Below are 22,154 nucleotides of genomic sequence, written 5' to 3'. Positions count from 1 at the left end.
GTAGGGAACTGCCAGGCATCAAATTGCGATAACCCCGACCTCACGGTCGGGGTTTTTTGCGTTTGTGGGCCGGGAAAAAGCGGCCCCGCAGCGGATAAAGCGCGCAGGGGCCCGGAATTTCCCTTTACGGCCCGGCACGTATAAAAACCGCGCTTTATTCTCTTCAGGCGGAACTCTCGCATCATTTAACTGCTCAAAATAAAAGTTGTTATCGATCTTCTGACTCGCCTCTGCGGTTATGCCTTCATCGAGCATTTATACCCTCATCCAGTTCCTTTTTGTCGTCAGAAGAACGCTCTCCTCACGGCAAAGCAGCGCTAAAACGGATCTGCGTCACAAATCTATTCGTCTCTGAAAAAACAGATTCTTAACATTACGCGGGTGCGGTTTACTGCTGGTTGCTGTTTCACTTTTGACGCTAATTATTAGCAAGGAAAAATGCGAGGAGGAATTATGTTCGATGCCGCATCGTCTAAGACAGACGCCGCCAGCACTTCTGTCATCACTACCCGTCAACGGATTTGGGCCATCGTAGGCGCTTCTTCAGGTAATCTTGTTGAATGGTTTGATTTTTATGTCTATTCCTTCTGCTCCCTCTATTTCGCCCATATCTTTTTTCCTTCGGGTAATGCCACCACGCAGCTGCTGCAAACAGCAGGCGTATTCGCCGCCGGTTTTTTAATGCGACCGGTCGGCGGGTGGCTGTTCGGCTATATTGGCGACAAACACGGGCGCAAAACTTCCATGCTGATCTCTGTTTGCATGATGTGTTTTGGCTCGCTGGTTATCGCTTGCCTGCCAGGCTACGCTGCGATTGGCGTTTGGGCGCCCGCGCTTCTGCTGCTGGCTCGTTTGTTTCAGGGATTATCAGTAGGAGGAGAATATGGCACCAGCGCGACCTATATGAGTGAAGTCGCGATTGAAGGTAAAAAGGGCTTCTATGCGTCATTCCAATACGTCACACTGATCGGCGGTCAGCTGCTGGCTTTGCTGACCGTGGTCGTTCTGCAACAGCTTTTATCCGATGAAGATTTACGCGCATGGGGCTGGCGCATTCCTTTCGCGCTGGGCGCGCTGCTTGCCGTTGTCGCGCTCTATTTACGCCGTTCTTTAAATGAAACCTCCGACAAAAAAAGCCGCACGCATCAGGATGCCGGATCGTTAAAAGGGCTCTGGAAGCACCGTCGTGCATTTATAATGGTATTAGGATTTACCGCTGGCGGTTCGTTAAGTTTTTATACTTTTACCACCTATATGCAGAAGTATCTGGTGAATACCTCAGGGATGGATACGCGCAGCGCCAGCGCATTAATGACGGCGGCACTTTTTATCTTTATGCTGATCCAGCCTTTGATCGGCGCGCTTTCCGATAAGATCGGCCGGAAAGGATCGATGCTGATCTTTGGCGGCATGGCGGCGATCTGCACCGTGCCGATCCTGACGATATTGCAAAACGTCCAAAGCAGTTGGGTCGCCTTTGCGCTGGTCATGCTTGCCCTGTTGATTACCAGTTTTTATACCTCAATCAGCGGTATCCTGAAGGCGGAGATGTTCCCGCCAGAGGTGCGTGCGTTGGGCGTGGGGCTTTCCTATGCGGTAGCTAACGCTTTATTTGGCGGATCGGCGGAATATGTGGCTCTGTCGCTTAAGGCGGCGGGAAGCGAGAATAGTTTTTTCTGGTATGTTTCCGCTATGGGCGCGGTTGCCTTCCTGGTATCGCTGCTGCTGCATAAGAAAGGGAAGGGGATGAAGCTTTAACGAGCCGTATTCCAGAGAGTATAGCCGGTGGCGGCGCCGGCTATATCCCAGCTGAAATCTTTCCAGCTCCAGCCTGAACCCGCTTCGCGACTGTCATAAAACTCCTTGCCCGCGCCCAGGCTGATGGAGAACAGCAGGCCGAAACCGCCGCTGTGGCTTTCATGCCAGTTCTGACGTTCGCCGTAAGCGGTGCCCGCCGCAGAAAGAAACGCGGAAGAAAAGAAGTGTTCCGCTTTATCTTTACCTGTCCAGCTGTCTTGGGCCATATGGCTACAGCCGGAACAGCAAAGCAGAATAAGAGGAAGCAAGCGCATAAAAAAAGCCCTGTATGACTGACAGGGCTTAGTATAGCTGGCTTACAGAATACGGCTGATTAGCCTGTCAATGCGAATACGTCGCAGGCGGCGGATCAGCTTTCTGACCTTGACCGGATAGTCCGCAATGCTTTCCAAATCCCGATAGTGCTGCACAACCGTGGTATGTTCGCGGATCAGCGCCAGCTCTTTTTCGCGCTGTGCGGCCAGTTCCTGGAGCGGGTCATGGATCAACACGGCGTTTTCCAGGTCAAGCCGCCAGGCGCGCGGATTGAGGTTGTTGCCGGTGATCAGCATCCACTCTTCATCCACCCACATGCCTTTCAGATGGTAGCTGTTCTCGCCATCTTTCCACAGCCGCACGGTCAGCTGACCGCTGGTGACATAATATTGCAGGCGGCTGAGGAAGCGGCGCAGGTTAATCTCATACAGATAAGGCAACGCGCCGATAATTTTAAAAGGCTGATCCTGCGGGATATAGAAATCATTTGCGGTCTTGTCGCCGACGATGATTTCAACGTCTTTGCCCCGGCGCAGCAGCCAGATAATATTACGGACCAGGATCGCGGGCAGGTTGAAATAGGGCGTACAAAGCGTCAGCTTCTGCTCGGCACAGGGCATCAGATGATAAATGGTTTTATTCAACAGGCTGCGTTTACCCAGCCCGACCAGCGGCGTGACCGCCAGCTGCTCGTTGTTGGCGTCGCCTTCGAAATCATAATCGAAGCCACGCAGTTCCTGACGAAACTGCCGCGTTTCGTTTTTTATCTCAGGGCTTTTCGGGCGCTCGCGCTGATCGAGCCGGTGAACGGCTTCGGCCTGAATAAGATTGGTGTCAATCCAGTTCAACAGCGTATCGGCCAGCGTGGGATTGGTAATCAGCTGATAGCGATCGTAACGATAACGCTCGTGCTGATGCAGATAGACGTCGTTCAGACTCGCGCCCGTATAAAGCAGCGTATCGTCAATGACCGAGCCTTTCAGGTGCAGAACGCCCAGCGCTTCACGAGTATTTACCGGCACGCCGTATACAGGAATAGCGATATCGGCATTTTGTTCGGCCATCTCGCAATACCAGTCCGCGTTGGTTGCGCCGCGAGAAGCGCCGATACGGCCTCGCTGCGCGCGATGCCAGTCAACCAGAATGCGGACATCCAGCCCGGGCCGGAGGCGCTTTGCCTCGTACAGCGCGGAAAGGATAGCTCGTCCGCCGTCATCGTTTTCCAGATAGAGCGCCACAAGGCAGATACGTGTTGTCGCCGATGCTATTTTTTCCAGCAGCGTTTGGCGGAAGTCGGCAGGCGTATACAGCGTGGTAAAATCGGCAACCGACTGAGACAGTTTTGGCAGTTGCGCAAGGTGCTGTTGGTGCTTGTTACGTTTGAATTTAGACAGCATCACAGTGCGTTTCTTCTCTGTTCATGGAATAGCCTTTTGCCTTAAAATCATCGCCATAACCGCTAATGTTACCATCAGTCAGGCGGGATGTGGGCAGTTTTACGTTTCCAGACATTAACCGTTTTCCTGTAGCGTCAGGGAGAGCGCGACAATACCGTCCTCAAGCTGGATATCCACGGTAAAACCCAGCTTGCGCGCCAGCGCTATCATGCCGCGATTATTCGGCATAGTAATGCCGTTGAGCTTCAGCAGACCATGTTGACGGGTATAGTCGATCATCTTTTCCAGCAGCTGACGCCCCAGGCCCAGCCCCTTCAAATCGGAACGCACCAGCACCGAAAACTCGGCGTCCACGTTGTCGGCGTCAGAGACCGCGCGGGTTACGCCGACGATCTCATGCTGACGCACCGCAACGATCGCCATCTCCCGATCGTAGTCGATCTGGGTCATGTTAGCCAAATCATCATGGGTGAACTCATTGATCTCGCTAAAGTAGCGATAATAAAGATCTTCTTTCGTCACCTGAGCAATAAACTGCTGTAGCAGTGGCTCATCTTCCGGCAGGATGGGCCGGAACAGCAGCGGTTCACCGTTTTTCAGCTGTGCCTGTTCTTCCAGCTGGTGCGGATACGGACGGATAGCCAGGCGCGCTTCGGGATCGCCGTCGAAAGGCGCCAGCTGCATAGTGACATCCAGTAACGAGAAGGTTTCGCCTGCCGCCAGCAAAGGATGGATATCAAGCCGCCTGATCTCCGGACAGTCCACGATCAGGTTGGACACCTGCACCAAAACCCGGCTAAGGCCCGAAATATCCAGCGGCGAAAGCGCGCTGCGTCCGCGTATTTTACCATTTTTAATGGCCTGAATAATCAGATAGCGGGCGAGCGCCATATTCAGCGGCGGCAAGGCTACGGCGGCCTGCCGCTCTGCCTGCCACTCAATGCCGCCTTCGCCCAGCATAATCACCGGCCCGAATACGGGATCCTGCTCCATCACGATACGCAACTCCTGAGCGCCGGCGCGGTTGGCCATGCTCTGCACCAGCAGCCCGTCGATACGCGCCTGCGGCCAGGCGAGTTTGACCCGGTCGATAATGGCTTCCGCCGCCTGCTGCACCTCGCCAGCCGAGCGCAGATAGAGCATCACGCCCTGGACTTCCGATTTATGCGGGATATCGGGCGAGCGCAGCTTAAGCGCTACCGGATAGCCTGCCTGACTGGCTATCTGTACCGCCTCCACGCTGTCGCTGGCGATCCAGGTTGGCAACGTCGTTAAGCCATAGGCCTGCAAAATGCCCTGGACTTCGTGGGTATCCAGCGTGGTCACGCCCTCTTTCAGCGCCAGGTGAATGAGCTGGTGGGCTTCTGCCGTATTAGTCGCCAGATCGGCCGGAAGCGCGGGCGTTTCGCGCAGCTGCTTCTGATTACGGCGGTATTCCACCATATGCATAAACGCGGTGACCGCGCCTTCCGGCGTACGATAGGTGGGAATACCGGCCTCGCTGAAGTGGCGGCGCGCTTCAGGCGCAGAGAACTCGCCGCACCAGTTGGTCAGCAGGGCGATCTGTTTCGCTCGCGGATGCTTTGCCGTCACCTCTATTAATCGTTGCGCGGTGAGGGTAGCGGGCGCAACGGCGCTGGGCGCGTAAATCACCAGCAGCGCATCGATATCGTGGCTGCCGAGCAGCAGCGACACCACCTGCTGATAGCGTTCTGGCGTAGCGTCATCTTTCAGATCCAAAGGATTGCCGGCCTGGCAGCCGTCCGGCAGACAGCTTTGCAGCGCCGCCGTTAACGCCTCGCCCAGTGTTGCCAGTTTGCCGCCGCGCGCATCCAGCGCATCCAGCGCCAGCGCGGCAGGCGCGGCGCCGTTACTGATAATCATCAGTCGCTCACCGCGCAGCGGCCGCATATAGCTGAGGGTTTCCACCGCGGAAAAGAGCTCGTGCATATCCTGTACCCGCAGCAGGCCTGCACGCTGTATCGCCGCATCCCAGGCGCCGTCCATGCCGCCGGGCGCGCCCAGCAGCTGACGCGCCTGCTGCGAGCGCCCGCTTTTAATCACCAGCACCGGCTTGTTTCGGGCGGCGCTGCGGGCTGCCGAGACAAAGCGCCGTGCGTCGCTTAACTGCTCCAGACAGAGCAGAATAGCGCTGGTTTTGCCGTCGCGCGCCAGAAAATCCAGCAGGTCGTCCACGTCGATATCCAGACTGTCGCCGAGCGCGATAAACCAAGAGAAGCCCAGCTGCCGCTGCTGCGCCCAGTCGAGAATGGTATTAGAGACGGCGGCGGACTGCGAAATAAACGCCAGCCTGCCCTGATAAATAGGCACCGGGGAAAAGCTGGCGTTCAGCCCTTGCCAGGGCGCAAGCAGTCCCAGGCTGTTTGGCCCGAGCAGGCGGATCTGCAAACGGCTGGCGCACTCACGCAGCTCGTCATGCTGGCTGCCCGGCGAAGAGAGAATGATGCAGGCTTTGCAGCCGCGCTCGCCCAGCGCCTGGAGCAGGACGATATTATGGCGACTGTGCGTGCAGATTACCGCCAGGTCGGGGGCAAAGGGCAGGCTGGCGACATCGGGCCAGGCCATCACGCCGCATACGGCCTGATACTTCGGCGTGACCGGCAGAACGGAACCGCTAAACCCTCCCGCCAGCAGATTGCGCATCATCAGATAGCCCGCGCGTTCCGGGCGCGGCGAGGCCCCAATAACCGCGATGGATTTGGGGCGTAACAGCGCTTCCAGCCCTCGTTGACTCATAGCCGTCTCCTGTGCAGAAAAAGTGAGTTTAACGCCAACCGACGTCTGGTGCCGTAGCCAGGCCGCAATCCTCGGCATCAGCTCACAAATTTATCTGGTTTACAGGCTGCCAGACAGCAGAGATGCAGCACGCCGTTGATTTTTTACCTGTGCCGTAGAGAAATTCTGTAATAACCGCGTGGATGTTAAAAAGGTTAAATTCTTAAAGGCTGAACGTTTTTATTTTGACGGACCAGCGCTGCCCGATAGTTACTTTTTTCTCTCTCTCAATTATTACTTTCCAACGGGTAATTATTAAGATTGAGTAAGCAGTACCAGACGCGTAATAATATGTCGTCAGCGAATGTTATCCGCCTTTAAGAGGAAGTGTTTTCACTGATGAATATGAATTAAATGAGTCGTCTGATTTTGTTGGTGATGGCAGGGCTTTTACTTTTCAAATAAACAAGTACCCTTGGCCTGTAACAGAAGCAGGCGGCTCATTTTCCCTTACGGGCACGCGGTTTTTCCCCTTATATCGGTACCTTCTGGAGGGCATCAGCCTGGCCTTTGCTGAGCTAAATCACCATAAGGCTGCGCAAGGGGTATCCTGTCTAAATTAACAAGTAGTGGCTTTAAATCCGGCTGCTGGTTATTTTTTTGAGTGGTTTCTGCCCAATTAGAATATCGATATAATATGTAACCGATAGTCCAGAAGAGCCGGAAATATATTATTTTAAACACACATAAAACCCAGAGAGCAGAAAAGGGCGGCCAGTATAAAGGCCGCCCTTTTTTAATCGTCGGGTGTCACGGCCGCGCTTTGCTGATGAGACGGATGGTGCGGCTTACCCGCCAGATAGCGCTGGCGAAACAGATCGAAGTGCCGGAACAGCGCCGTACCCGCTGCGGTATCGCCCGCCTGAAGCAGCAGCTCCGCCGCGACTTCGGCCGTACAGTGCTGGCCGTCGCCGTGCGACTCGCGAAGTTGATAGTTGGACGGGCGGCTGAGCGTCAGCGACATTACCGGCAACGCATCCAGCCACGGGCTTTTGCGGAACATCTTGCGCGCTTCGGTCCAGGTGCCGTCGAGCATAATAAACAGCGGGGGTTTACCGTTGACGGGAGGACGGTTTATCACCGGGCGATCCGCATCGGCGTAGGATTGCGGGAACACCACCAGCGGCTGCACGTCAGGATTTTTTACCGCGGCCAGCAGCCGGGGATCGGGCTCGGTGCGCGACCAGCCGAAAGCCTGCGTATCGGGCAGGATATCGGCAATCAGGCGGCCCGTGTTGCTGGGCTTCATCGGTTCGCTGTCAAACATCACCAGGCAAAAACGACTGCGCGCCGCTACCGGCTGTAGGGTCTCGCACAGGCAGTTCTTTTTTGGCAGCAGGCAGCGCTGACAGCGGGGGATACGATTGCCGCGAGCAAGAAAAGGACGGGTAGCCCGCGCAAGGCGCTCGGCGCGCAGGCGAAGAACGGCGTTTTCGATCATAGGAATTTATCTGGGGAAAACGCCATTCTGGCAGAAAAGCGGTAAAAACAGTAGTGGCCAGGCGAACCTGACCACCAGGGACTCAGAGGTTTTCGTCCAGCCACTCGTTGAAAGGGGCTTTAGGCATCGCGCCGCTGAGCATATCCACCATCTGACCCTGCTTAAAGATCATAATGGTCGGGATGCTGCGGATGCGAAAACGTGCGCTGATCTCCGGCTCCGCTTCGGTATTCACCTTCAGGAAGCGAACCTGGCCGCCGCGCTCTAGCGCAACGTCTTTATATACCGGCGCAAAGTTAACGCAGGGGCCGCACCACGGCGCCCAGAAATCCACGACAACCGGCAGATCGTCCTGTAAATATTTATCCAGCGTGGCGGTAGTGGCGTTAATGACCTCGCCATTGAAAAGCTCGTCGCCGCAGCGGCCGCACTTTGCGCCGTCTTCAATACGTTCCGGCGGCACGCGGTTGGTCGCCTGGCATGAAGCACAAACCGTATTCATGATACACCTCGGTAAGCGATCGCTTACTTTGTTATGATTAAGTAGCGGTAATTATGGTTCGGCTTTGCGTCAGCAACAAAGAGATTTGTTCGATGGGTACAATAGGTCGTGACTCACGCGATTTATGCTGTCTTAAAGGTCAGCACGGCACGGAAACTAGCCTTTAGCGGGAAGTTAATAGCTAAGCGGTGCCACATCAGGTAATCTGCGCGCTTCGCGCTCAGCCAGGTGGAGGGAAAATGAACGACGAATTTAAAGGTAAAAGCGGTAAAGTCAAAGTGATGTATGTCCGCGGCGATGATGAGAGCAGCAGCCGGACGGGAAATCCCCGTACCGGTAAAGGCGCGCCTCGTCCGGACGGCGACCGCCGTTCTTCACGTAATACAGAAAAGCCGCGTGGCGGGCGCGATCGCGACGTAGCAGGCGGTTCGCCATGGCGTACGGTTTCACGCGCGCCGTCAGCGGTAGATGACAAGCCCGATTACGGCGGCATCGGCGGCAAAAGCGGTATCGATCCGGAGCAGATCCGTCGTCAGCGTAATGAAGAAACGCGCGTCTATGGCGAAAACGCCTGTCAGGCGCTGTTCCAGAGCCGTCCCGACTGCATCGTGCGCGCCTGGTTCGTCCAGAGCGTGACGCCGCGTTTTCGCGATGCGCTGAAATGGATGGCCGCCAACCGTAAAGCCTACCATGTGGTAGACGATGCGGAGCTGGCGAAGGCGTCCGGCACCGAACATCACGGCGGCGTCTGCTTCCTGATCAAAAAGCGTCCCGGCATTCAGGTTCGCGAGTGGCTGGCTAAGGCACCAGAGAAAGATTGCGTGCTGGCGCTGGAAGATATCGGCAACCCGCATAACCTGGGCGGTATCATGCGCAGCTGCGCGCACTTCGGTGTGAAAGGGCTGCTGGTGCAGGATGCTTCGCTACTGGAATCCGGCGCGGCGGTACGCACGGCGGAAGGCGGCGCGGAACACGTGCAGGCTATCAGCGGTGAAAGCTTTGCTGAAGGTCTGGATGCGTTTCGCCGTGCCGGTTACGCCATCGTAACCACGTCCAGCCATCAGGGCGAGCCGCTGGCGCAGGCTGCGCTGCCCGCTAAGATGGTGCTGGTATTGGGTCAGGAGAGCGACGGCCTGTCCGACACCACGCTGGAGCAGGGCGACCTGAGCGTTTCTATCGGCGGCACCGGCAACGTGGAAAGCCTTAACGTTTCCGTAGCGACCGGCATTCTGCTGGCGGAATGGTGGCGTCAGAACGCCTGAGGCGAAGCGGGCCGTTAAGGTTCATGAAAGCTGACGGTTAAGCCATTAAAAACGGGCCATTGCGGCCCGTTTTTTTTATATCGACTCAGTGCGCGCCGCCGCCGCTGCCGGAGCCAAACGGCGGCCGGGCAAACCAGACCAGCACCAGCAGAAACAGAAAGACGCCAGCGGAAGCCCAGAAAATCTCGTTGGCGGAGATAATCAGCCCCTGATTAGTGATCTGCTGCGCAATCCAGCCCGAAGCCTGATCGTGCGACATCCCCAGCTGATTCAGCTTGCCGTACATCTCCTGCGAATTGAAGTTGTAAGCGTTCACTGACTCCGTAAGCTGGCTGTGGTGCATCGCCTCGCGGTCGGTCCACATTGTGGTAGTGATCGAGGTGCCGATCGACCCGGCCAGCGTGCGCGTAAAGTTCGACAGGCTGGATGCGGCCGCCAGCCGCTCCGGCGGCAGCCCGGACAGCGTGATGGTGGTCAGCGGCATAAAGAAGCAGGCCACGGCAAAGCCCTGAATAAACTGCGGCCAGGCCGATGCGCCGAAATCCATGCCGGGTTCAAACGTATAGGCTCGCCAGTAAAAGCAAACCGCATACATAATGAAGCTGAAGGTGACCAGCTTGCGCATATCCAGCCGATGGGCGAACCGGCCGATAATAGGCGACAGGATCACCGGCAGGATGCCGACCGGCGCGGAAGCCAGCCCGGCCCAGGTGGCCGTGTAGCCGTAGACCTCCTGCAGCAGCTGCGGCAACAGCACTATCGACCCGAAATAGAGCATATAGGCCAGGCTGATACAGAGGCAGCCGATGGTGAAATTCCGCGACTTAAACAGCGACAGATCGATGATCGGATGGTCGTCCGTCAGCTCCCAGACCAGCAGCACCGCCAGCGCTATCACCGCGACAATGGTTAGCGTGATAATCTCCGGCGAGCTGAACCAGTCCAGTTCCTTGCCACGGTCGAGCATCATTTGCAGCGAGCCAATCCCGACGATCAGCAGTACCAGCCCGACCGTATCAATAGGCCGGATTGCCGTTGCCGTTTCCCGATTGCGCAACGTTTGCAGCGTCAGGATCACCACTACCACGCCGATAGGCACGTTGATAAAGAAGATCCAGCCCCAGTGATAGTTATCGCTGATCCAGCCGCCCAGGATCGGCCCGCAAATAGGCGCGACAATCACCGTCATCGCCCAGAGCGACAGGGCGATGCTGCGCTTCGCGGGCGGATAGTTGCTGAGCAGCAGGCTCTGCGACAGCGGGATCAATGGCCCGGCCACCACGCCCTGCAGGACGCGGAAGAAAATCAACATGCCCAGGCTATTGGACATGCCGCATAGCCAGGAGGCGACGGCGAAAGCGGCGGTCGCCCAGACAAAGAGCTTTACTTCACCCACGCGCTTCGCCAGCCAGCCGGTAATGGGAATAGAAATCGCGTTGGCGACGCCGAACGAGGTCACCACCCAAGTGCCCTGCGAGTTAGAGGCGCCCAGATTACCGGCGATAGTCGGAATAGCGACGTTGGCGATAGTGGAATCCAGCACCTGCATAAACGTCGCCAGCGACAGCGCGATGGTCATCAGAACCAGCTGGGCGCCTTCAAGCGGTTTTTGTGCCATAACAGCCTCCCGCGCGCTCAGCCCGCATTTGCGTGAATGATATCGGCAATCAGCTGGTTGACCGGAGCCAGATCCAACGCCAGCGCGTCGCTTTCATAAGCGGGTTTCTGGCGCACGCTGGTGGCAAGTACGCTGCCGTCTTTATTGCTGGTGTCGATTTTAACCAGCGTCGACAGACCGATGCGCAGCGGATGACGCGCGACCTCGTCAGGGTTTAGCTCGATACGCACCGGCAAACGCTGCACCACTTTGATCCAGTTGCCTGTTGCGTTCTGCGCGGGCAGCAGCGAGAACGCGCTGCCGGTGCCCATATCCAGCCCTACGACTTTGCCGTGATAAACCACGTCGTCGCCGTAAATATCGCTGACAACCGTGGCAGGCTGACCGATACGCACATCGGCCAGCTGCGTTTCTTTATAGTTGGCGTCTACCCAGAGATTTTTCTCCGGCACCACGGCCAGCAGCGGCGTAGTGGTTGAGATCTGCGAGCCAACCTGCACGCTGCGCCGGGAGATGAAACCGTCAATCGGGCTGACAATCTCGGTACGCTGCAAAGCCAGCCACGCGTCACGCAGTTCGGCCGCGCTCTGTTTCACCGCCGGCTGATTCTCCAGAGAGGTATTCAGGATTGCCGCCTGGTTGGCGTTATACTGCTCGATCGCCACCTCAAGCTGAGCCTGAGCCGTAGCGACGGCATCGCGCGCGTGCTGTAAATCTTCGCGTCCGATCAGGTTAGCGGCGCCCAGCGGTTCGCGACGTTTCAGATCGGCCTGCGCCTGCGCCAGCGCGGTTTTTTGCAGCTCAATCGTCGCCTGATACTGCTTGCCGTTGATAATCAGCTGGTGGGTCTGACGCACGCTGGTCGCCAGCGCGGTCTGCGCCTTCTCGAAAGCCTGTTCCGCGTCGGTTTTATCCAGCGTTACCAGCACGTCGCCTTTATGAACGTGGTCGGTATCGTCAAACCAGACCTTGTTGACGCTGCCCGATACCTGCGCCATGACCTGCACCTGATTGCCCGCCACGTAGGCGTCATCGGTTTCCTGGAAATGGCGCAGCACGATAAACCACCAGGCCAGCCATGCCAGCCCGGCGATAACGAATATCAACGCCAGCACGATTAGCGCGCCTTTGCGCTTCTTCTTTTTATTGTTGGGTTGCTGCTGTGCTTCTGCACTCATAAGGTTCTCCACGTTCATCCTGGCAGGCTCCGGAGGCCGGTTCCGGATCCGAAAATGCCAGCGCAAAAGCGCTGGCATCAGTTGGGTTGCGGCTAAAATAGCGATAAGCGGCGGCGGTTGTGTCGCACAATATGCTATTGCGGGAAAGCTTAGCGAGAAAGGGCGGCGATCGTCTCGTCTTCGTCCATTTTATCCAGACGCGTCAGTAGTTTACGCGTTATGCCTTCCAGCTGGCCTTTTTCTGCCGGACTGAGCGCGGACCAGAGCAGCTGCAGACACTGATGCTGCGGCGGCAGCAGCTGGCGCAGAAAATCATGGCCTTTCTCGGTTAAATGCAGATGCAGACAGCGGCGATCGTTATCGCTTTCACGGCGTTCGATCCAGCCGCGCTTTTCCAGCTCATCGGCGATACGGGTGGCGTTAGTACGGGACGAGCCCAGCGCGGAGCTGAGTTCTGAAGGCTGAATACTGTGGTTTTCCTGCGCGTCGAGCGTGATCAGCGCCATAAACAGCGTCTCGTTAATCCCCTGTGCCTTGAGCATTTTGTTGCGGTTTTCCAGCAGCTTGCTCTGCATATGCATGCAGAGGCGCGTCAGCATAATTTCCTGTAAAGGGAAATCTTTCTGACGGTTAGCGCGGAAATTCAGCATCTGTTCAATGGGGGCAAACGAACTTTCCATCTGGGGGAACCTCATAAGTTGCAACTGGTATTGTAACGACGGCGATATAATGTCGTGTCTGTCGGCTGGCATGGCCAGCCAACGCCATCTCTAATGTCCAGGTCACTCCATAACCCAGGGCGTTATGCAGCGCCGGAACGGGGCGCTGCTACAGGTTCTACCTGTCATGCCCGAACCCGGAGGTCGGGCGAAAACGGCAAACCGGCGGGAGTGGGCTGCCAAAAAACGTCAAACCCAATCGCCTGCCAGCAGGCCGGGGTAATCAGCGCGGGGCCGGTTACCCATTATTGCTACGCTATAGCCGAAAAAAATTCCGCATAGCGCCTGCGTAACAAGGGATGCTGTACCGTTAAGAATTTAATAGTTTCAATCGAAAAAGTAACTAACCTGAATAAGTGTCAGGCTAACCATACCAGACTGTGTAAACGCTTAACAGGGCGGCGGCGCTGAAAGTGTTGCAATACGTTATCAACGGGTTAATCCGTTGTCAGCTCGTAACGGGAGCCTCGCCACCAGCTCAACAGGTTAAGCACGGTGATGAAAGCACCCACCGCGCAGACGCCGTGCCAGCCAGCGTACTGATAGGCGGCGGCCGAGAGCAGCGAACCGGCGGCGCCGCCGATGAAATAGCTGGTCATATAACCGGCGGTAAGACGGTTGCGCGCCTCCGGCATAGCGCGGTAGATCACGCTCTGATTGGTAATATGTACGCCCTGTACGGCCAAATCGAGCAGGATAATGCCAATAACCAGCGCAGTCAGCGAGTGACCGCCCATCGCGGTGATCGCCCATGAGGCCAGCAGGATCAGCAGGCCGACGGTGGTGGTCAGGCGAGCCTTACCTTTATCCGCCAGCGAACCCGCCTGACGTGCCGCCAGCGCGCCTGCAGCGCCCACCAGCCCAAGCAGGCCGATTTCGCCTTCCGAGAAACCGTAAGGCGGCGAAGCCAGCAGGAAAGCCATTGAGGTCCACAGCATACTGAAGTTGGCGAACGCCAGGCAGCCGATAACCGCGCGGGTTCTTAAGATCGGCGTAGTAAAATAGAGCGTGAAGATTGAGCGCAGCAGCTGCGGATAGTTAAGCGCTACCGACTGCTTATAACGCGGCAGATAGCGCCATAACGCCAGCGCCATCAGTACCATCAGCGCGCTGGCAACCCAGTAAACGGTGCGCCAGCCGCCCAGCTGTGCCAGACCGCCTGCAATGGTGCGCGCCAGCAGAATGCCCAGCAGCAGTCCGCTCATTACGGTGCCGACGACCTTACCCCGTTTCTCCGGCGCGGCCAGCGTGGCCGCCAGCGGCACCAGGATCTGCGCCACCACCGAAAACAGCCCGGTCAGCGCCGTGCCCAGCAGCATAAAGACAATATTGGTGGAGAGCGCGGTGATCACCATGCCGCCCGCTGCCAGCAGGCTCATCACCACAATCAGCGCCCGGCGCTCCAGCATATCGCCCAGCGGTACCAGCAGCAGTAAGCCGACGGCGTAGCCAAGCTGTGCGGTGGTGACGATAAATCCCGCTTCGTTAACGGAAAGGGAAAAAGCGCGCGCGATGGTTTCCAGTAGCGGCTGCACATAATAGTTGCTGGCAACGGAAAGACCGGTGGCGATCGACATCAGGGCAACAAGGGCAGAGCTAAGACCGTGCTGGGGGGATTTCATGGTGATAATCAGAAATTTAAAAAGAAGAATAGCTTGATAGTAACCTGAAAAACTATTTTATTTATAGAATTATTTACAATTGGCGCGGATTGCCGCCGAAAGCGGAAAGGGAACTTTTACCGCAACGCTGTAGCCAGGGAAACGAGAGAAGAGGGCACGTGTCCCGCGCCGGAAACGACGCGGGGCACGGCAAACCGATTATCTTCTTTCACATAGCTATATCGTGGCAAACGGGCCGCGTGCTTCCACATAGCTATATGATGGCTAGCCGGCCGTGCGCTTTCCCTTGTATCAAGCGGGTTTTTATTTAGCGGCGGCGAGCGCGTCGTGGATCCAGCCGTCAAACTGCGCCTGATGCGCTTTGATCCAGCCGTTGACGTGCGCATTGATATCCGCTTCGCTGGACTGACCCTGCTGCATACGCGCGTTCTGCGCATTGATATCCGCCAGCGGCAGTTTCATTTCGGCAAACAGTTTAGCCGCCGCCGGATTTTTCTCAGCCCAGGCCTTATTCGCCACGATATGCATACTGTTCACCGGGAAGCCGTAATTAGCGCCGTTCGGCAATTTAGTATCCAGAGCCTTTTGCTCACCAGGCATGGCGGAAAACGGCACCTGTAGCCAGACGACATCCCGACCGGGTACCAGCTTGTCGCTGACCCAGTAAGGCGTCCAGGTGTAGTAAAGGATCGGCTTGCCTTCTTTAAAGCGGGAAATCGTATCGGCAATCATTGCCGAATAGTTGCCCTGATTGTGTTCAACCGTATTGCTCAGGCCGTAGGCTTTGATCTGATGGTTGATAACCGCTTCGCAGCCCCAGCCTGGCGTACAGCCGGTCAGATCCGCTTTGCCGTCGTTGTTGCTGTCGAAAAGCTTCGCCAGCTCAGGATCTTTCAGCTGGTCGATTCGGGTAATATGATATTTTTCGGCGGTTTTCTTATCGATCAGATAGCCCTGCGCCGCGCCCTGCACATAGGTGCCCTGACGATAGAACTTCGCGTCGCCGCCTGCCGCTTTATACATATCGTCATGCAGCGGCTGCCAGTTGACGGCGGTAAAGGTGGCGTCGCCGGCGGCCAGCGAGGTATAGCCGACGTTGTAATCCACCTCGCTTGGCTCATCGACGGTATAGCCCAGCTTTTCCAGCGCGCGGCTGACCAGCAGCGTCTGAAAGGTTTCTTCCGAAATGGTGCTTTGAATAGGTTTAACGGTAATGCCTTTACCAGGCAAATCGGCGGCAAAAGCCGGAAGGGCCAGCGTGGAGAATGCGGCGGCTAACAGTGCTGTCTTACGCATAGAAGATCCTTGTTATTCAAAAAGCGGAGGCTGGCGACGACGTAAAGCCGCCAGCAGGCAGGATTAGTGGATAAATGGACGGGTGATCAGGCCTAACGGGCCGCTGGCATACCAGCGACGGGCACCGCGGCTGCGGCTGTCGCGGCCAACGGACTGCGTCAGGCGGTCAAGGATGATGGCGAGGATAACAATGCCTACGCCGCCGACGGTGGCCAGCCCCATATCAAGACGGCCGATGCCGCGCAGCACCATCTGACCCAGGCCGCCAACGGCGATCATCGAGGCGATCACCACCATCGACAGCGCCAGCATCAGCGTCTGGTTAACGCCCGCCATAATGGTCGGCATCGCCAGCGGCAGCTGCACCTTAAATAGCATCTGGCGCGGGCTGGCACCAAAGGATTCGGCGGCTTCGGTTAAATCAGCCGGAACCTGTTTAATGCCCAGAATGGTCAGGCGCACAATCGGCGGCAGGGCGAAGATAATGGTCACCACCACGCCGGGCACGTTGCCAATGCCAAACAGCATCACGATCGGCACCAGATAGACGAACGCGGGCGTCGTCTGCATGGCATCCAGCAGGGGCCGGATAAATTTGGCGGCCTTATCGCTGCGCGCCAGCCAGATCCCCAGCGGCAGGCCAATCACCATGCAGAACAGCAGGGCAGTCAGCACCAGTGCCAGCGTCACCATCGCCTGCGACCAGGCGCCGATAGCGCCAATAATAACCAGCGAAATCAGCGTGGCGACGCCCATGCCGAAGCTGGATATCTGCCATGCGATCAGCGCAAACAGCACGATAGCGACGGGCGACGGCATCCCCAGCAGGAAGTGCTGAAAAGCGCTGAGGATATAATCAACCGGCACGCGGATGCCCTGGAACAGCGGACGGAAATGGCTGACGATCCAGTCGATCCCGCTGGTTACCCAGCTATCAAGCGGGATCAGCGTTTTGTGAAAAGGATCGAGCAGACTGAAATGCTCCGGCGCCGGGGCTGGCGTGCTGCTTAACCAGTCGCTGCTGCTGGCCGCCGCATCGTGACCGCCCGGCGTTCCCCAGGCATCTGCGCTGCTGGTTGAAGCGGCGCCACCAGCTGGCGTGACGTCAGAAGGGGCGGCGGATGCGCTCTGCCACGGGTCGGTTACTGGTGTGCTCATGGCTGGCTCCCTTCACGATCTAATGCCTGTAACAACATGCCTTTGGAAATGATGCCGATATAGTGATTATCTTCGCCAACGATGGGCACCGCGCAGGGGGCCTGTGCGACATGTGACAGCAGATCGTTAAGCGACGTATCGCCGGGCATGGCGACAGGCGCGGGCAAAATAGCCTGATCCAGCCCGTTGCCTGCGGCCAGCGCAGCCTTCAGCGAATCGGTAGACACCACGCCAACAAACTTTTGCTTTTCCAGCACGTAGCCATATTCGCGGTCTTCATCCTGCAACAGCTTGATGGCCGAACGCGGGCCAAAGCCCGGCGCTTTACGCATCAGCGCGCTGGCGCTGCGGCGGGCGATATCTTTGGCGCTGAAGACGTGGCTGATATCCACGCCGCGAAAGAAAGTGCGCACGTAGTCGTTGGCGGGATTATTCAGAATTTCATCCGGCGTGCCGACCTGAATCACTTCACCGCCTTGCATAATCGCAATACGGTCGCCAATGCGCATGGCCTCATCCAGATCGTGAGAAATAAAGACAATGGTGCGCTGGTGGCGGGATTGCAGTTTTACCAGCTCATCCTGCATCTCAGTACGGATTAAAGGATCGAGCGCGGAGAAGGCTTCATCCATCAATAATATATCCGGATTGATGGCCAGCGCGCGCGCTAATCCAACACGCTGACGCATTCCGCCGGATAATTCGTCCGGCCAGGCGTGGGCATAATTATCCAGCCCAACCTGACGCAGCGCCTCCAGCGCTTTTTCCTGCCGTTGCTGGAGCGGGACGCCAGCTAATTCCATGCCGAAAGCCGCATTATTTAAGACGGTAAGATGGGGCATCAGCGCAAATGACTGGAACACCATGCTGATTTTATTTCGGCGCACCTGACGTAATTCGCTGTCGGATATTTTCGCTATATCGACACCGTCAATAATGACCTGACCACGGGTGGGTTCTATCAGACGATTGAGAAGGCGAACCATGGTGGACTTGCCGGAGCCGGAAAGGCCCATGATCACAAATATCTCGCCTTCTTCAATGGCCAGACTGGCATTCTTTACGCCAAGCGAGAGGCCGGTTTTTTCCAGCAGTGCTTCTTTACCCATGCCTTTATCGATATACTTAAAAGCGCGATCGGGATTTTCCCCAAAAACCTTATAAAGATTTTTAACTTCAAGTTTAATAGCCATGTAATTATTTTATTCCTGACAAATAGTTAATTTTCTTATATTTCAATCGGTCCTGGTAAAATATGAACGGTCTATACCCTAACACACTCTCAGGCTGAGGCAACCCTTTGCGCGGCCTGGCGGAATTGATCCTGAGACGTGCATCTCCGGTAATGCCAGTAAGGGTAAGGGATGACGAGGAATTTCAGACAGGGAAAATAGTGCGATATTTATTATAAAAAGACGTCCTGGAAGAGGTAATTTAGCGGGGATTTTTCGCTTGTAGACGGAATAAAGTAACGTAAAAAAGGAGAATATCTTTCAGTAAATTTTTATTGAACGTCCGATCAATAAAAAATAATGCCAGCGGACGGCCAGCCAAAAAGCCGCCCGCATTTATTCAAAAATTCCAGTCCTCATCTTCGGTATCCACGGCTTTTCCCATCACATAGGAAGAGCCGGAGCCGGAGAAGAAATCGTGGTTCTCGTCGGCATTGGGAGAAAGCGCGGCCAAAATAGCGGGATCGACATTGGTTAGCTCTGGCGGGAACAGCGCCTCGTAACCTAAGTTCATCAGCGCCTTGTTGGCGTTATAGTGCAAAAACTTATTCACCTCTTCGCACCAGTCCGGGCCTTCATACAGATCCGCCGTATAGGCCAGCTCGTTTTCATACAGCGCCAGCATCAGTTCCATGGCGAACTGATGCAGCTCTTTGCGTCTGGCCTTGCTCTCTTTTTGCAGCGCCTTCTGGTATTTGTAGCCGATATAGTAGCCGTGTACCGCCTCGTCTTTGATAATCAGACGGATCAGATCGGCGGTATTGGTCAGTTTGCCGCGGCTTGACCAGTACATCGGCAAATAAAATCCGGAATAGAACAGAAAGGACTCCAGAAAAACGCTGGCGATTTTCTTTTTTAACGGATCGCTGTAATGATAGTGTTCCAGCACGATGTCGGCTTTTCGCTGCAAAAAGATATTATTTTCGCTCCATTCATAGGCCGCATCGACATCGCTGGTGTGGCACAGCGTGGAGAAGATAGAACTGTAGGATCGCGCATGTACCGCTTCCATAAAGCTGATATTCGATATCACCGCTTCTTCATGCGGCGTCAGCGCATCCACCATCAGCGCCGGGGCGCCAACGGTGTTCTGAATGGTGTCCAGCAGCGTCAGTCCGGTATAGACGCGGATGGTGAGCTGCTGCTCCTGTGGGGTTAACCCGTTCCAGGCCGGAATATCGTTAGAAAGCGGAATTTTTTCCGGCAGCCAGAAGTTCGAGGTCAAACGGTTCCAGACTTCCAGATCTTTTTCGTCCTCGATCTGGTTCCAGTTAATAGCGTGCACGCGTTGTAGTTTCATCATATTTTTAGCGAATGCCTTCGCTCCCTTATGGTCAGGTTAGAGCGAGCAGGAAACACAGCCTTCGACTTCAGTGCCGAGCAGGGCCATCTGACGCAGGCGAATGTAATACAGGGTTTTGATGCCTTTCTTCCAGGCGTAAATCTGCGCCTTATTGATATCGCGCGTGGTGGCGGTATCGCGGAAGAAAAGCGTCAATGACAGCCCCTGATCGACATGGCGCGTCGCTTCGGCATAGGTATCGATAATCGCTTCCGGCCCGATATCGTAGGCGTCACGGTAAAACGCCTGGTTATCGTTGGTCATAAACGGCGCGGGATAGTAGACGCGGCCCGTTTTCCCTTCCTTACGGATCTCAATACGCGAGACGATAGGGTGAATACTCGACGTGGCGTGATTGATATAGGAGATCGAGCCGGTCGGCGGGATCGCCTGCAAATTTTGATTATAGATGCCGTAGTGCGTAACCATATCGCGCAGCTGCCGCCAGTCCTCTTGCGAAGGCAGCGTAATACCCGCTTTGGCAAACAGCGCGGCGGCTTCCGGCGTGCGCGGCTGCCAGGGCTGATTAACATACTGGTCAAAGTATTCGCCGCTGGCGTAGCGAGAGGCCGCAAAACCTGCAAACCGCTCGCCGCGTTCCCGGGCAATCAGGTTAGAAGTGCGCAGCGCGTGATAGGTGACGGCATAGAAGTAAAGATTGGTAAAGTCCAGCGCCGCCGGTGAACCGTAGTGGATGCCCTCACGCGCTAAATAGCCGTGCAGATTCATCTGGCCCAGGCCGATAGCGTGCGACTGCGCGTTGCCGTTTTCGATGGAAGGCACGGAGCGGATATGGCTCTGGTCGGAAACGGCCGTCAGGCCGCGTACCGCGATCTCCACCGTGCGGGCAAAGTCAGGCGAATCCATGGTATGCGCAATATTCAGCGACCCGAGGTTGCAGGAGATATCCTTGCCGATATGACGATAGCTTAAATCCTCATGGTATTCGGTCGGCGTATTTACCTGCAGGATCTCCGAGCAAAGGTTGCTCATATTAATCCTTCCCTTGATCGGGTTGGCGCGGTTAACCGTATCCTCAAACATAATATAGGGATAGCCGGACTCGAACTGGATTTCCGCCAGCGTCTGGAAGAACTCGCGTGGATTAATAAAGGTGCGGCGGATACGCTCGTCGGCCAGCATCTCCTCATATTTCTCGCTGATGCTGATATCGGCAAAGGGCAGGCCGTAAATACGCTCGACGTCGTAAGGCGAAAAGAGCGCCATCGGCTGATTGGCCTTCGCCAGCTGGAAGGTCACGTCCGGTATCACCACGCCCAGCGACAGCGTTTTGATACGGATTTTCTCGTCGGCATTTTCCCGTTTGGTATCCAGAAAACGCAGGATATCGGGATGATGCGCGTGCAAATATACTGCGCCCGCGCCCTGACGCGCGCCCAGCTGATTGGCGTAGGAGAAAGCATCCTCCAGCATCTTCATCACCGGGATCACGCCGGAAGACTGGTTTTCAATACGCTTGATCGGTGCACCGGCCTCGCGCAGGTTAGAAAGCAGAAACGCCACGCCGCCGCCGCGTTTGGACAGCTGGAGCGCGGAGTTCACCGAACGGCCGATCGACTCCATATTGTCTTCAATACGCAGCAGAAAACAGGAAACCAGCTCGCCGCGCTGCTGCTTGCCGCAGTTCAGAAATGTTGGCGTGGCAGGCTGAAAACGGCCGGACAGCATCTCTTCCACCAGCGCCGTCGCCAGCGCCTGGTCACCTTTGGCCAGCGTCAGCGCCACCATGCAGACGCGCTCGGTAAAGCCTTCAAGATAGCGTTTGCCGTCGAAGGTTTTCAGCGTATAGCTGGTGTAAAACTTCCACGCGCCAAGGAAAGTCTGGAAGCGGAAGCGATGCTGGTAAGCCTGCTCAAACAGCGCATTGATAAAATCAAAAGAATAAGCGTTCAGCACCTCGGCTTCGTAATAGCCTTCCGCTACCAGGTATTGTAAGCGCTCACTAACAGAGCTGAACGTTACCGTATTTGGCAGCACGTGCTGTAAGAAATAGCGGCGCGTCGCCTCACGATCTTTCTCAAACTGAATATGGCCGTCTGCATCGTAAAGGTTGAGCATCGCGTTCAGGGAATGGTAGTCGGCCGTGGTTGGCGCTATGGGTGTGCTTTCTGTTGTTGCCAAAATTGGGTTACTCCCCTGGATACGTTGGCGATGTCTTCTTCAGTGCCCAGCAGCTCGAAACGGTAGAGGCACGGGACGCGGCATTTCTGCGCAATAATGCTGCCCGCCAGGCAGTAAGCTTCGCCAAAATTGCGGTTGCCGGCGGCGATTACGCCGCGAATGCCCTGGCGGTTATCGACATCGTTAAGAAACTGAATGACCTGCTTCGGCACGGCACCTTTGGCGGTGCCGCCGCCGTAGCTGGGCACCACCAGGATATAGGGCTCAGCCACGCGCAGCGGCTGGCCGCCGATCGGGATACGGCGACAGGGCAGGCCGGTACGCAGCACAAAGCGGTGCGTGTTTTCCGACTGGCTGGAAAAATAGACCAGCATGG

Annotated in this window: 18 protein-coding genes; 2 read left to right on the top strand and 16 right to left on the bottom strand. The window is 56.2% G+C overall.

The features are described 5' to 3' along the window. Positions 1-18: 18 nt before the first annotated feature. Positions 19-255, bottom strand: a complete 237-nt coding sequence (locus ACMGEE_RS16560) for a hypothetical protein (RefSeq protein ID WP_253459033.1) — start codon at positions 253-255, stop codon at positions 19-21. A 198-nt stretch (positions 256-453) separates the two neighbouring features. On the opposite strand from ACMGEE_RS16560, the gene ACMGEE_RS16555 reads away from it, so the two are divergent. Continuing rightward, the gene (locus ACMGEE_RS16555; RefSeq protein ID WP_253459036.1) at positions 454-1,758 is read left to right on the top strand and encodes an MFS family transporter; all 1,305 of its coding nucleotides are present in this window, start codon (positions 454-456) and stop codon (positions 1,756-1,758) included. On the opposite strand, the gene ACMGEE_RS16550 is transcribed toward ACMGEE_RS16555, so the two are convergent. The 5 genes from ACMGEE_RS16550 to trxC all read right to left on the bottom strand — a co-directional run bounded on the left by ACMGEE_RS16550 (position 1,755) and on the right by trxC (position 8,209). Then, entirely contained in the window at positions 1,755-2,072 is a 318-nt protein-coding gene (locus ACMGEE_RS16550) for a YfiM family lipoprotein (protein ID WP_301252699.1), read from the bottom strand. The genes ACMGEE_RS16555 and ACMGEE_RS16550 overlap by 4 nt on opposite strands. A 42-nt stretch (positions 2,073-2,114) precedes the next feature. Further along, the gene (pssA, locus tag ACMGEE_RS16545; RefSeq protein WP_253461240.1) at positions 2,115-3,470 is read right to left on the bottom strand and encodes a CDP-diacylglycerol--serine O-phosphatidyltransferase; all 1,356 of its coding nucleotides are present in this window, start codon (positions 3,468-3,470) and stop codon (positions 2,115-2,117) included. 114 nt (positions 3,471-3,584) lie between these two features. Further along, positions 3,585-6,227 carry a bifunctional acetate--CoA ligase family protein/GNAT family N-acetyltransferase gene (locus ACMGEE_RS16540; RefSeq protein WP_369896973.1) on the bottom strand — a complete coding sequence of 881 codons (2,643 nt, stop codon included), beginning with the start codon at positions 6,225-6,227 and terminating at the stop codon, positions 3,585-3,587. Positions 6,228-7,002: 775 nt separating this feature from the next. Then, the gene (locus tag ACMGEE_RS16535) at positions 7,003-7,707 is read right to left on the bottom strand and encodes a tRNA-uridine aminocarboxypropyltransferase (RefSeq protein WP_436830357.1); all 705 of its coding nucleotides are present in this window, start codon (positions 7,705-7,707) and stop codon (positions 7,003-7,005) included. An 82-nt stretch (positions 7,708-7,789) separates the two neighbouring features. Continuing rightward, complete coding sequence (gene trxC, locus ACMGEE_RS16530; RefSeq protein ID WP_394149997.1) at positions 7,790-8,209, bottom strand: thioredoxin TrxC; 420 nt, start codon at positions 8,207-8,209, stop codon at positions 7,790-7,792. 239 nt (positions 8,210-8,448) lie between these two features. On the opposite strand from trxC, the gene ACMGEE_RS16525 reads away from it, so the two are divergent. Continuing rightward, on the top strand, positions 8,449-9,471 hold the full coding sequence (locus tag ACMGEE_RS16525) for a tRNA/rRNA methyltransferase (RefSeq protein WP_253459047.1): 1,023 nt from the start codon (positions 8,449-8,451) through the stop codon (positions 9,469-9,471). Positions 9,472-9,556: 85 nt separating this feature from the next. Here ACMGEE_RS16525 and emrB read toward each other — a convergent pair whose 3' ends face one another. From emrB to nrdI, 10 genes are all read right to left on the bottom strand, one after another. After that, positions 9,557-11,089: a multidrug efflux MFS transporter permease subunit EmrB gene (gene emrB, locus ACMGEE_RS16520; protein ID WP_436830356.1), complete on the bottom strand. Its 1,533-nt coding sequence runs from the start codon at positions 11,087-11,089 to the stop codon at positions 9,557-9,559. 17 nt (positions 11,090-11,106) lie between these two features. Then, the gene (gene emrA / locus ACMGEE_RS16515; protein ID WP_253459053.1) at positions 11,107-12,267 is read right to left on the bottom strand and encodes a multidrug efflux MFS transporter periplasmic adaptor subunit EmrA; all 1,161 of its coding nucleotides are present in this window, start codon (positions 12,265-12,267) and stop codon (positions 11,107-11,109) included. A 149-nt stretch (positions 12,268-12,416) separates the two neighbouring features. Continuing rightward, positions 12,417-12,947: a transcriptional repressor MprA gene (mprA, locus tag ACMGEE_RS16510; protein ID WP_253459056.1), complete on the bottom strand. Its 531-nt coding sequence runs from the start codon at positions 12,945-12,947 to the stop codon at positions 12,417-12,419. Between the two features lie 476 nt (positions 12,948-13,423). Further along, positions 13,424-14,608, bottom strand: coding sequence for an MFS transporter (locus ACMGEE_RS16505; RefSeq protein WP_253459059.1), 1,185 nt, complete (start codon positions 14,606-14,608; stop codon positions 13,424-13,426). Positions 14,609-14,911: 303 nt separating this feature from the next. Then, complete coding sequence (gene proX / locus ACMGEE_RS16500) at positions 14,912-15,904, bottom strand: glycine betaine/L-proline ABC transporter substrate-binding protein ProX (RefSeq protein WP_253459063.1); 993 nt, start codon at positions 15,902-15,904, stop codon at positions 14,912-14,914. 63 nt (positions 15,905-15,967) lie between these two features. After that, positions 15,968-17,062, bottom strand: a complete 1,095-nt coding sequence (proW, locus tag ACMGEE_RS16495) for a glycine betaine/L-proline ABC transporter permease ProW (protein WP_436830355.1) — start codon at positions 17,060-17,062, stop codon at positions 15,968-15,970. Then, positions 17,059-18,255 carry a glycine betaine/L-proline ABC transporter ATP-binding protein ProV gene (proV, locus tag ACMGEE_RS16490; RefSeq protein WP_253459069.1) on the bottom strand — a complete coding sequence of 399 codons (1,197 nt, stop codon included), beginning with the start codon at positions 18,253-18,255 and terminating at the stop codon, positions 17,059-17,061. The genes proW and proV overlap by 4 nt, the downstream gene beginning before the upstream one ends. Positions 18,256-18,634: 379 nt before the next feature. Then, complete coding sequence (nrdF, locus tag ACMGEE_RS16485) at positions 18,635-19,594, bottom strand: class 1b ribonucleoside-diphosphate reductase subunit beta (protein WP_301252702.1); 960 nt, start codon at positions 19,592-19,594, stop codon at positions 18,635-18,637. A 39-nt stretch (positions 19,595-19,633) separates the two neighbouring features. After that, positions 19,634-21,778, bottom strand: coding sequence for a class 1b ribonucleoside-diphosphate reductase subunit alpha (gene nrdE / locus ACMGEE_RS16480; protein ID WP_394150003.1), 2,145 nt, complete (start codon positions 21,776-21,778; stop codon positions 19,634-19,636). Beyond that, the gene (nrdI, locus tag ACMGEE_RS16475; protein WP_125289390.1) at positions 21,751-22,152 is read right to left on the bottom strand and encodes a class Ib ribonucleoside-diphosphate reductase assembly flavoprotein NrdI; all 402 of its coding nucleotides are present in this window, start codon (positions 22,150-22,152) and stop codon (positions 21,751-21,753) included. The genes nrdE and nrdI overlap by 28 nt, the downstream gene beginning before the upstream one ends. Positions 22,153-22,154: the final 2 nt, after the last annotated feature.

Origin of the sequence: Erwinia artemisiae, from assembly GCF_051400835.1 — a bacterium.
Classification (GTDB): domain Bacteria; phylum Pseudomonadota; class Gammaproteobacteria; order Enterobacterales; family Enterobacteriaceae; genus Erwinia; species Erwinia aeris.
This window is presented reverse-complemented; position numbering and strand designations above follow the sequence as displayed.

What these genes read in the sequence shown, in the direction of transcription:
- mprA (WP_253459056.1), bottom strand. Translation starts at nt 12,947, where the DNA reads ATGGAAAGTTCGTTTGCCCCCATTGAACAGATGCTGAATTTCCGCGCT.
- ACMGEE_RS16505 (WP_253459059.1), bottom strand. Translation starts at nt 14,608, where the DNA reads ATGAAATCCCCCCAGCACGGTCTTAGCTCTGCCCTTGTTGCCCTGATG.
- ACMGEE_RS16535 (WP_436830357.1), bottom strand. Translation starts at nt 7,707, where the DNA reads ATGATCGAAAACGCCGTTCTTCGCCTGCGCGCCGAGCGCCTTGCGCGG.
- ACMGEE_RS16550 (WP_301252699.1), bottom strand. Translation starts at nt 2,072, where the DNA reads ATGCGCTTGCTTCCTCTTATTCTGCTTTGCTGTTCCGGCTGTAGCCAT.
- pssA (WP_253461240.1), bottom strand. Translation starts at nt 3,470, where the DNA reads ATGCTGTCTAAATTCAAACGTAACAAGCACCAACAGCACCTTGCGCAA.
- proW (WP_436830355.1), bottom strand. Translation starts at nt 17,062, where the DNA reads ATGAGCACACCAGTAACCGACCCGTGGCAGAGCGCATCCGCCGCCCCT.
- trxC (WP_394149997.1), bottom strand. Translation starts at nt 8,209, where the DNA reads ATGAATACGGTTTGTGCTTCATGCCAGGCGACCAACCGCGTGCCGCCG.
- ACMGEE_RS16560 (WP_253459033.1), bottom strand. Translation starts at nt 255, where the DNA reads ATGCTCGATGAAGGCATAACCGCAGAGGCGAGTCAGAAGATCGATAAC.
- nrdI (WP_125289390.1), bottom strand. Translation starts at nt 22,152, where the DNA reads ATGCTGGTCTATTTTTCCAGCCAGTCGGAAAACACGCACCGCTTTGTG.
- ACMGEE_RS16525 (WP_253459047.1), top strand. Translation starts at nt 8,449, where the DNA reads ATGAACGACGAATTTAAAGGTAAAAGCGGTAAAGTCAAAGTGATGTAT.
- emrB (WP_436830356.1), bottom strand. Translation starts at nt 11,089, where the DNA reads ATGGCACAAAAACCGCTTGAAGGCGCCCAGCTGGTTCTGATGACCATC.
- ACMGEE_RS16540 (WP_369896973.1), bottom strand. Translation starts at nt 6,227, where the DNA reads ATGAGTCAACGAGGGCTGGAAGCGCTGTTACGCCCCAAATCCATCGCG.
- proV (WP_253459069.1), bottom strand. Translation starts at nt 18,255, where the DNA reads ATGGCTATTAAACTTGAAGTTAAAAATCTTTATAAGGTTTTTGGGGAA.
- emrA (WP_253459053.1), bottom strand. Translation starts at nt 12,267, where the DNA reads ATGAGTGCAGAAGCACAGCAGCAACCCAACAATAAAAAGAAGAAGCGC.
- nrdF (WP_301252702.1), bottom strand. Translation starts at nt 19,594, where the DNA reads ATGAAACTACAACGCGTGCACGCTATTAACTGGAACCAGATCGAGGAC.
- ACMGEE_RS16555 (WP_253459036.1), top strand. Translation starts at nt 454, where the DNA reads ATGTTCGATGCCGCATCGTCTAAGACAGACGCCGCCAGCACTTCTGTC.
- proX (WP_253459063.1), bottom strand. Translation starts at nt 15,904, where the DNA reads ATGCGTAAGACAGCACTGTTAGCCGCCGCATTCTCCACGCTGGCCCTT.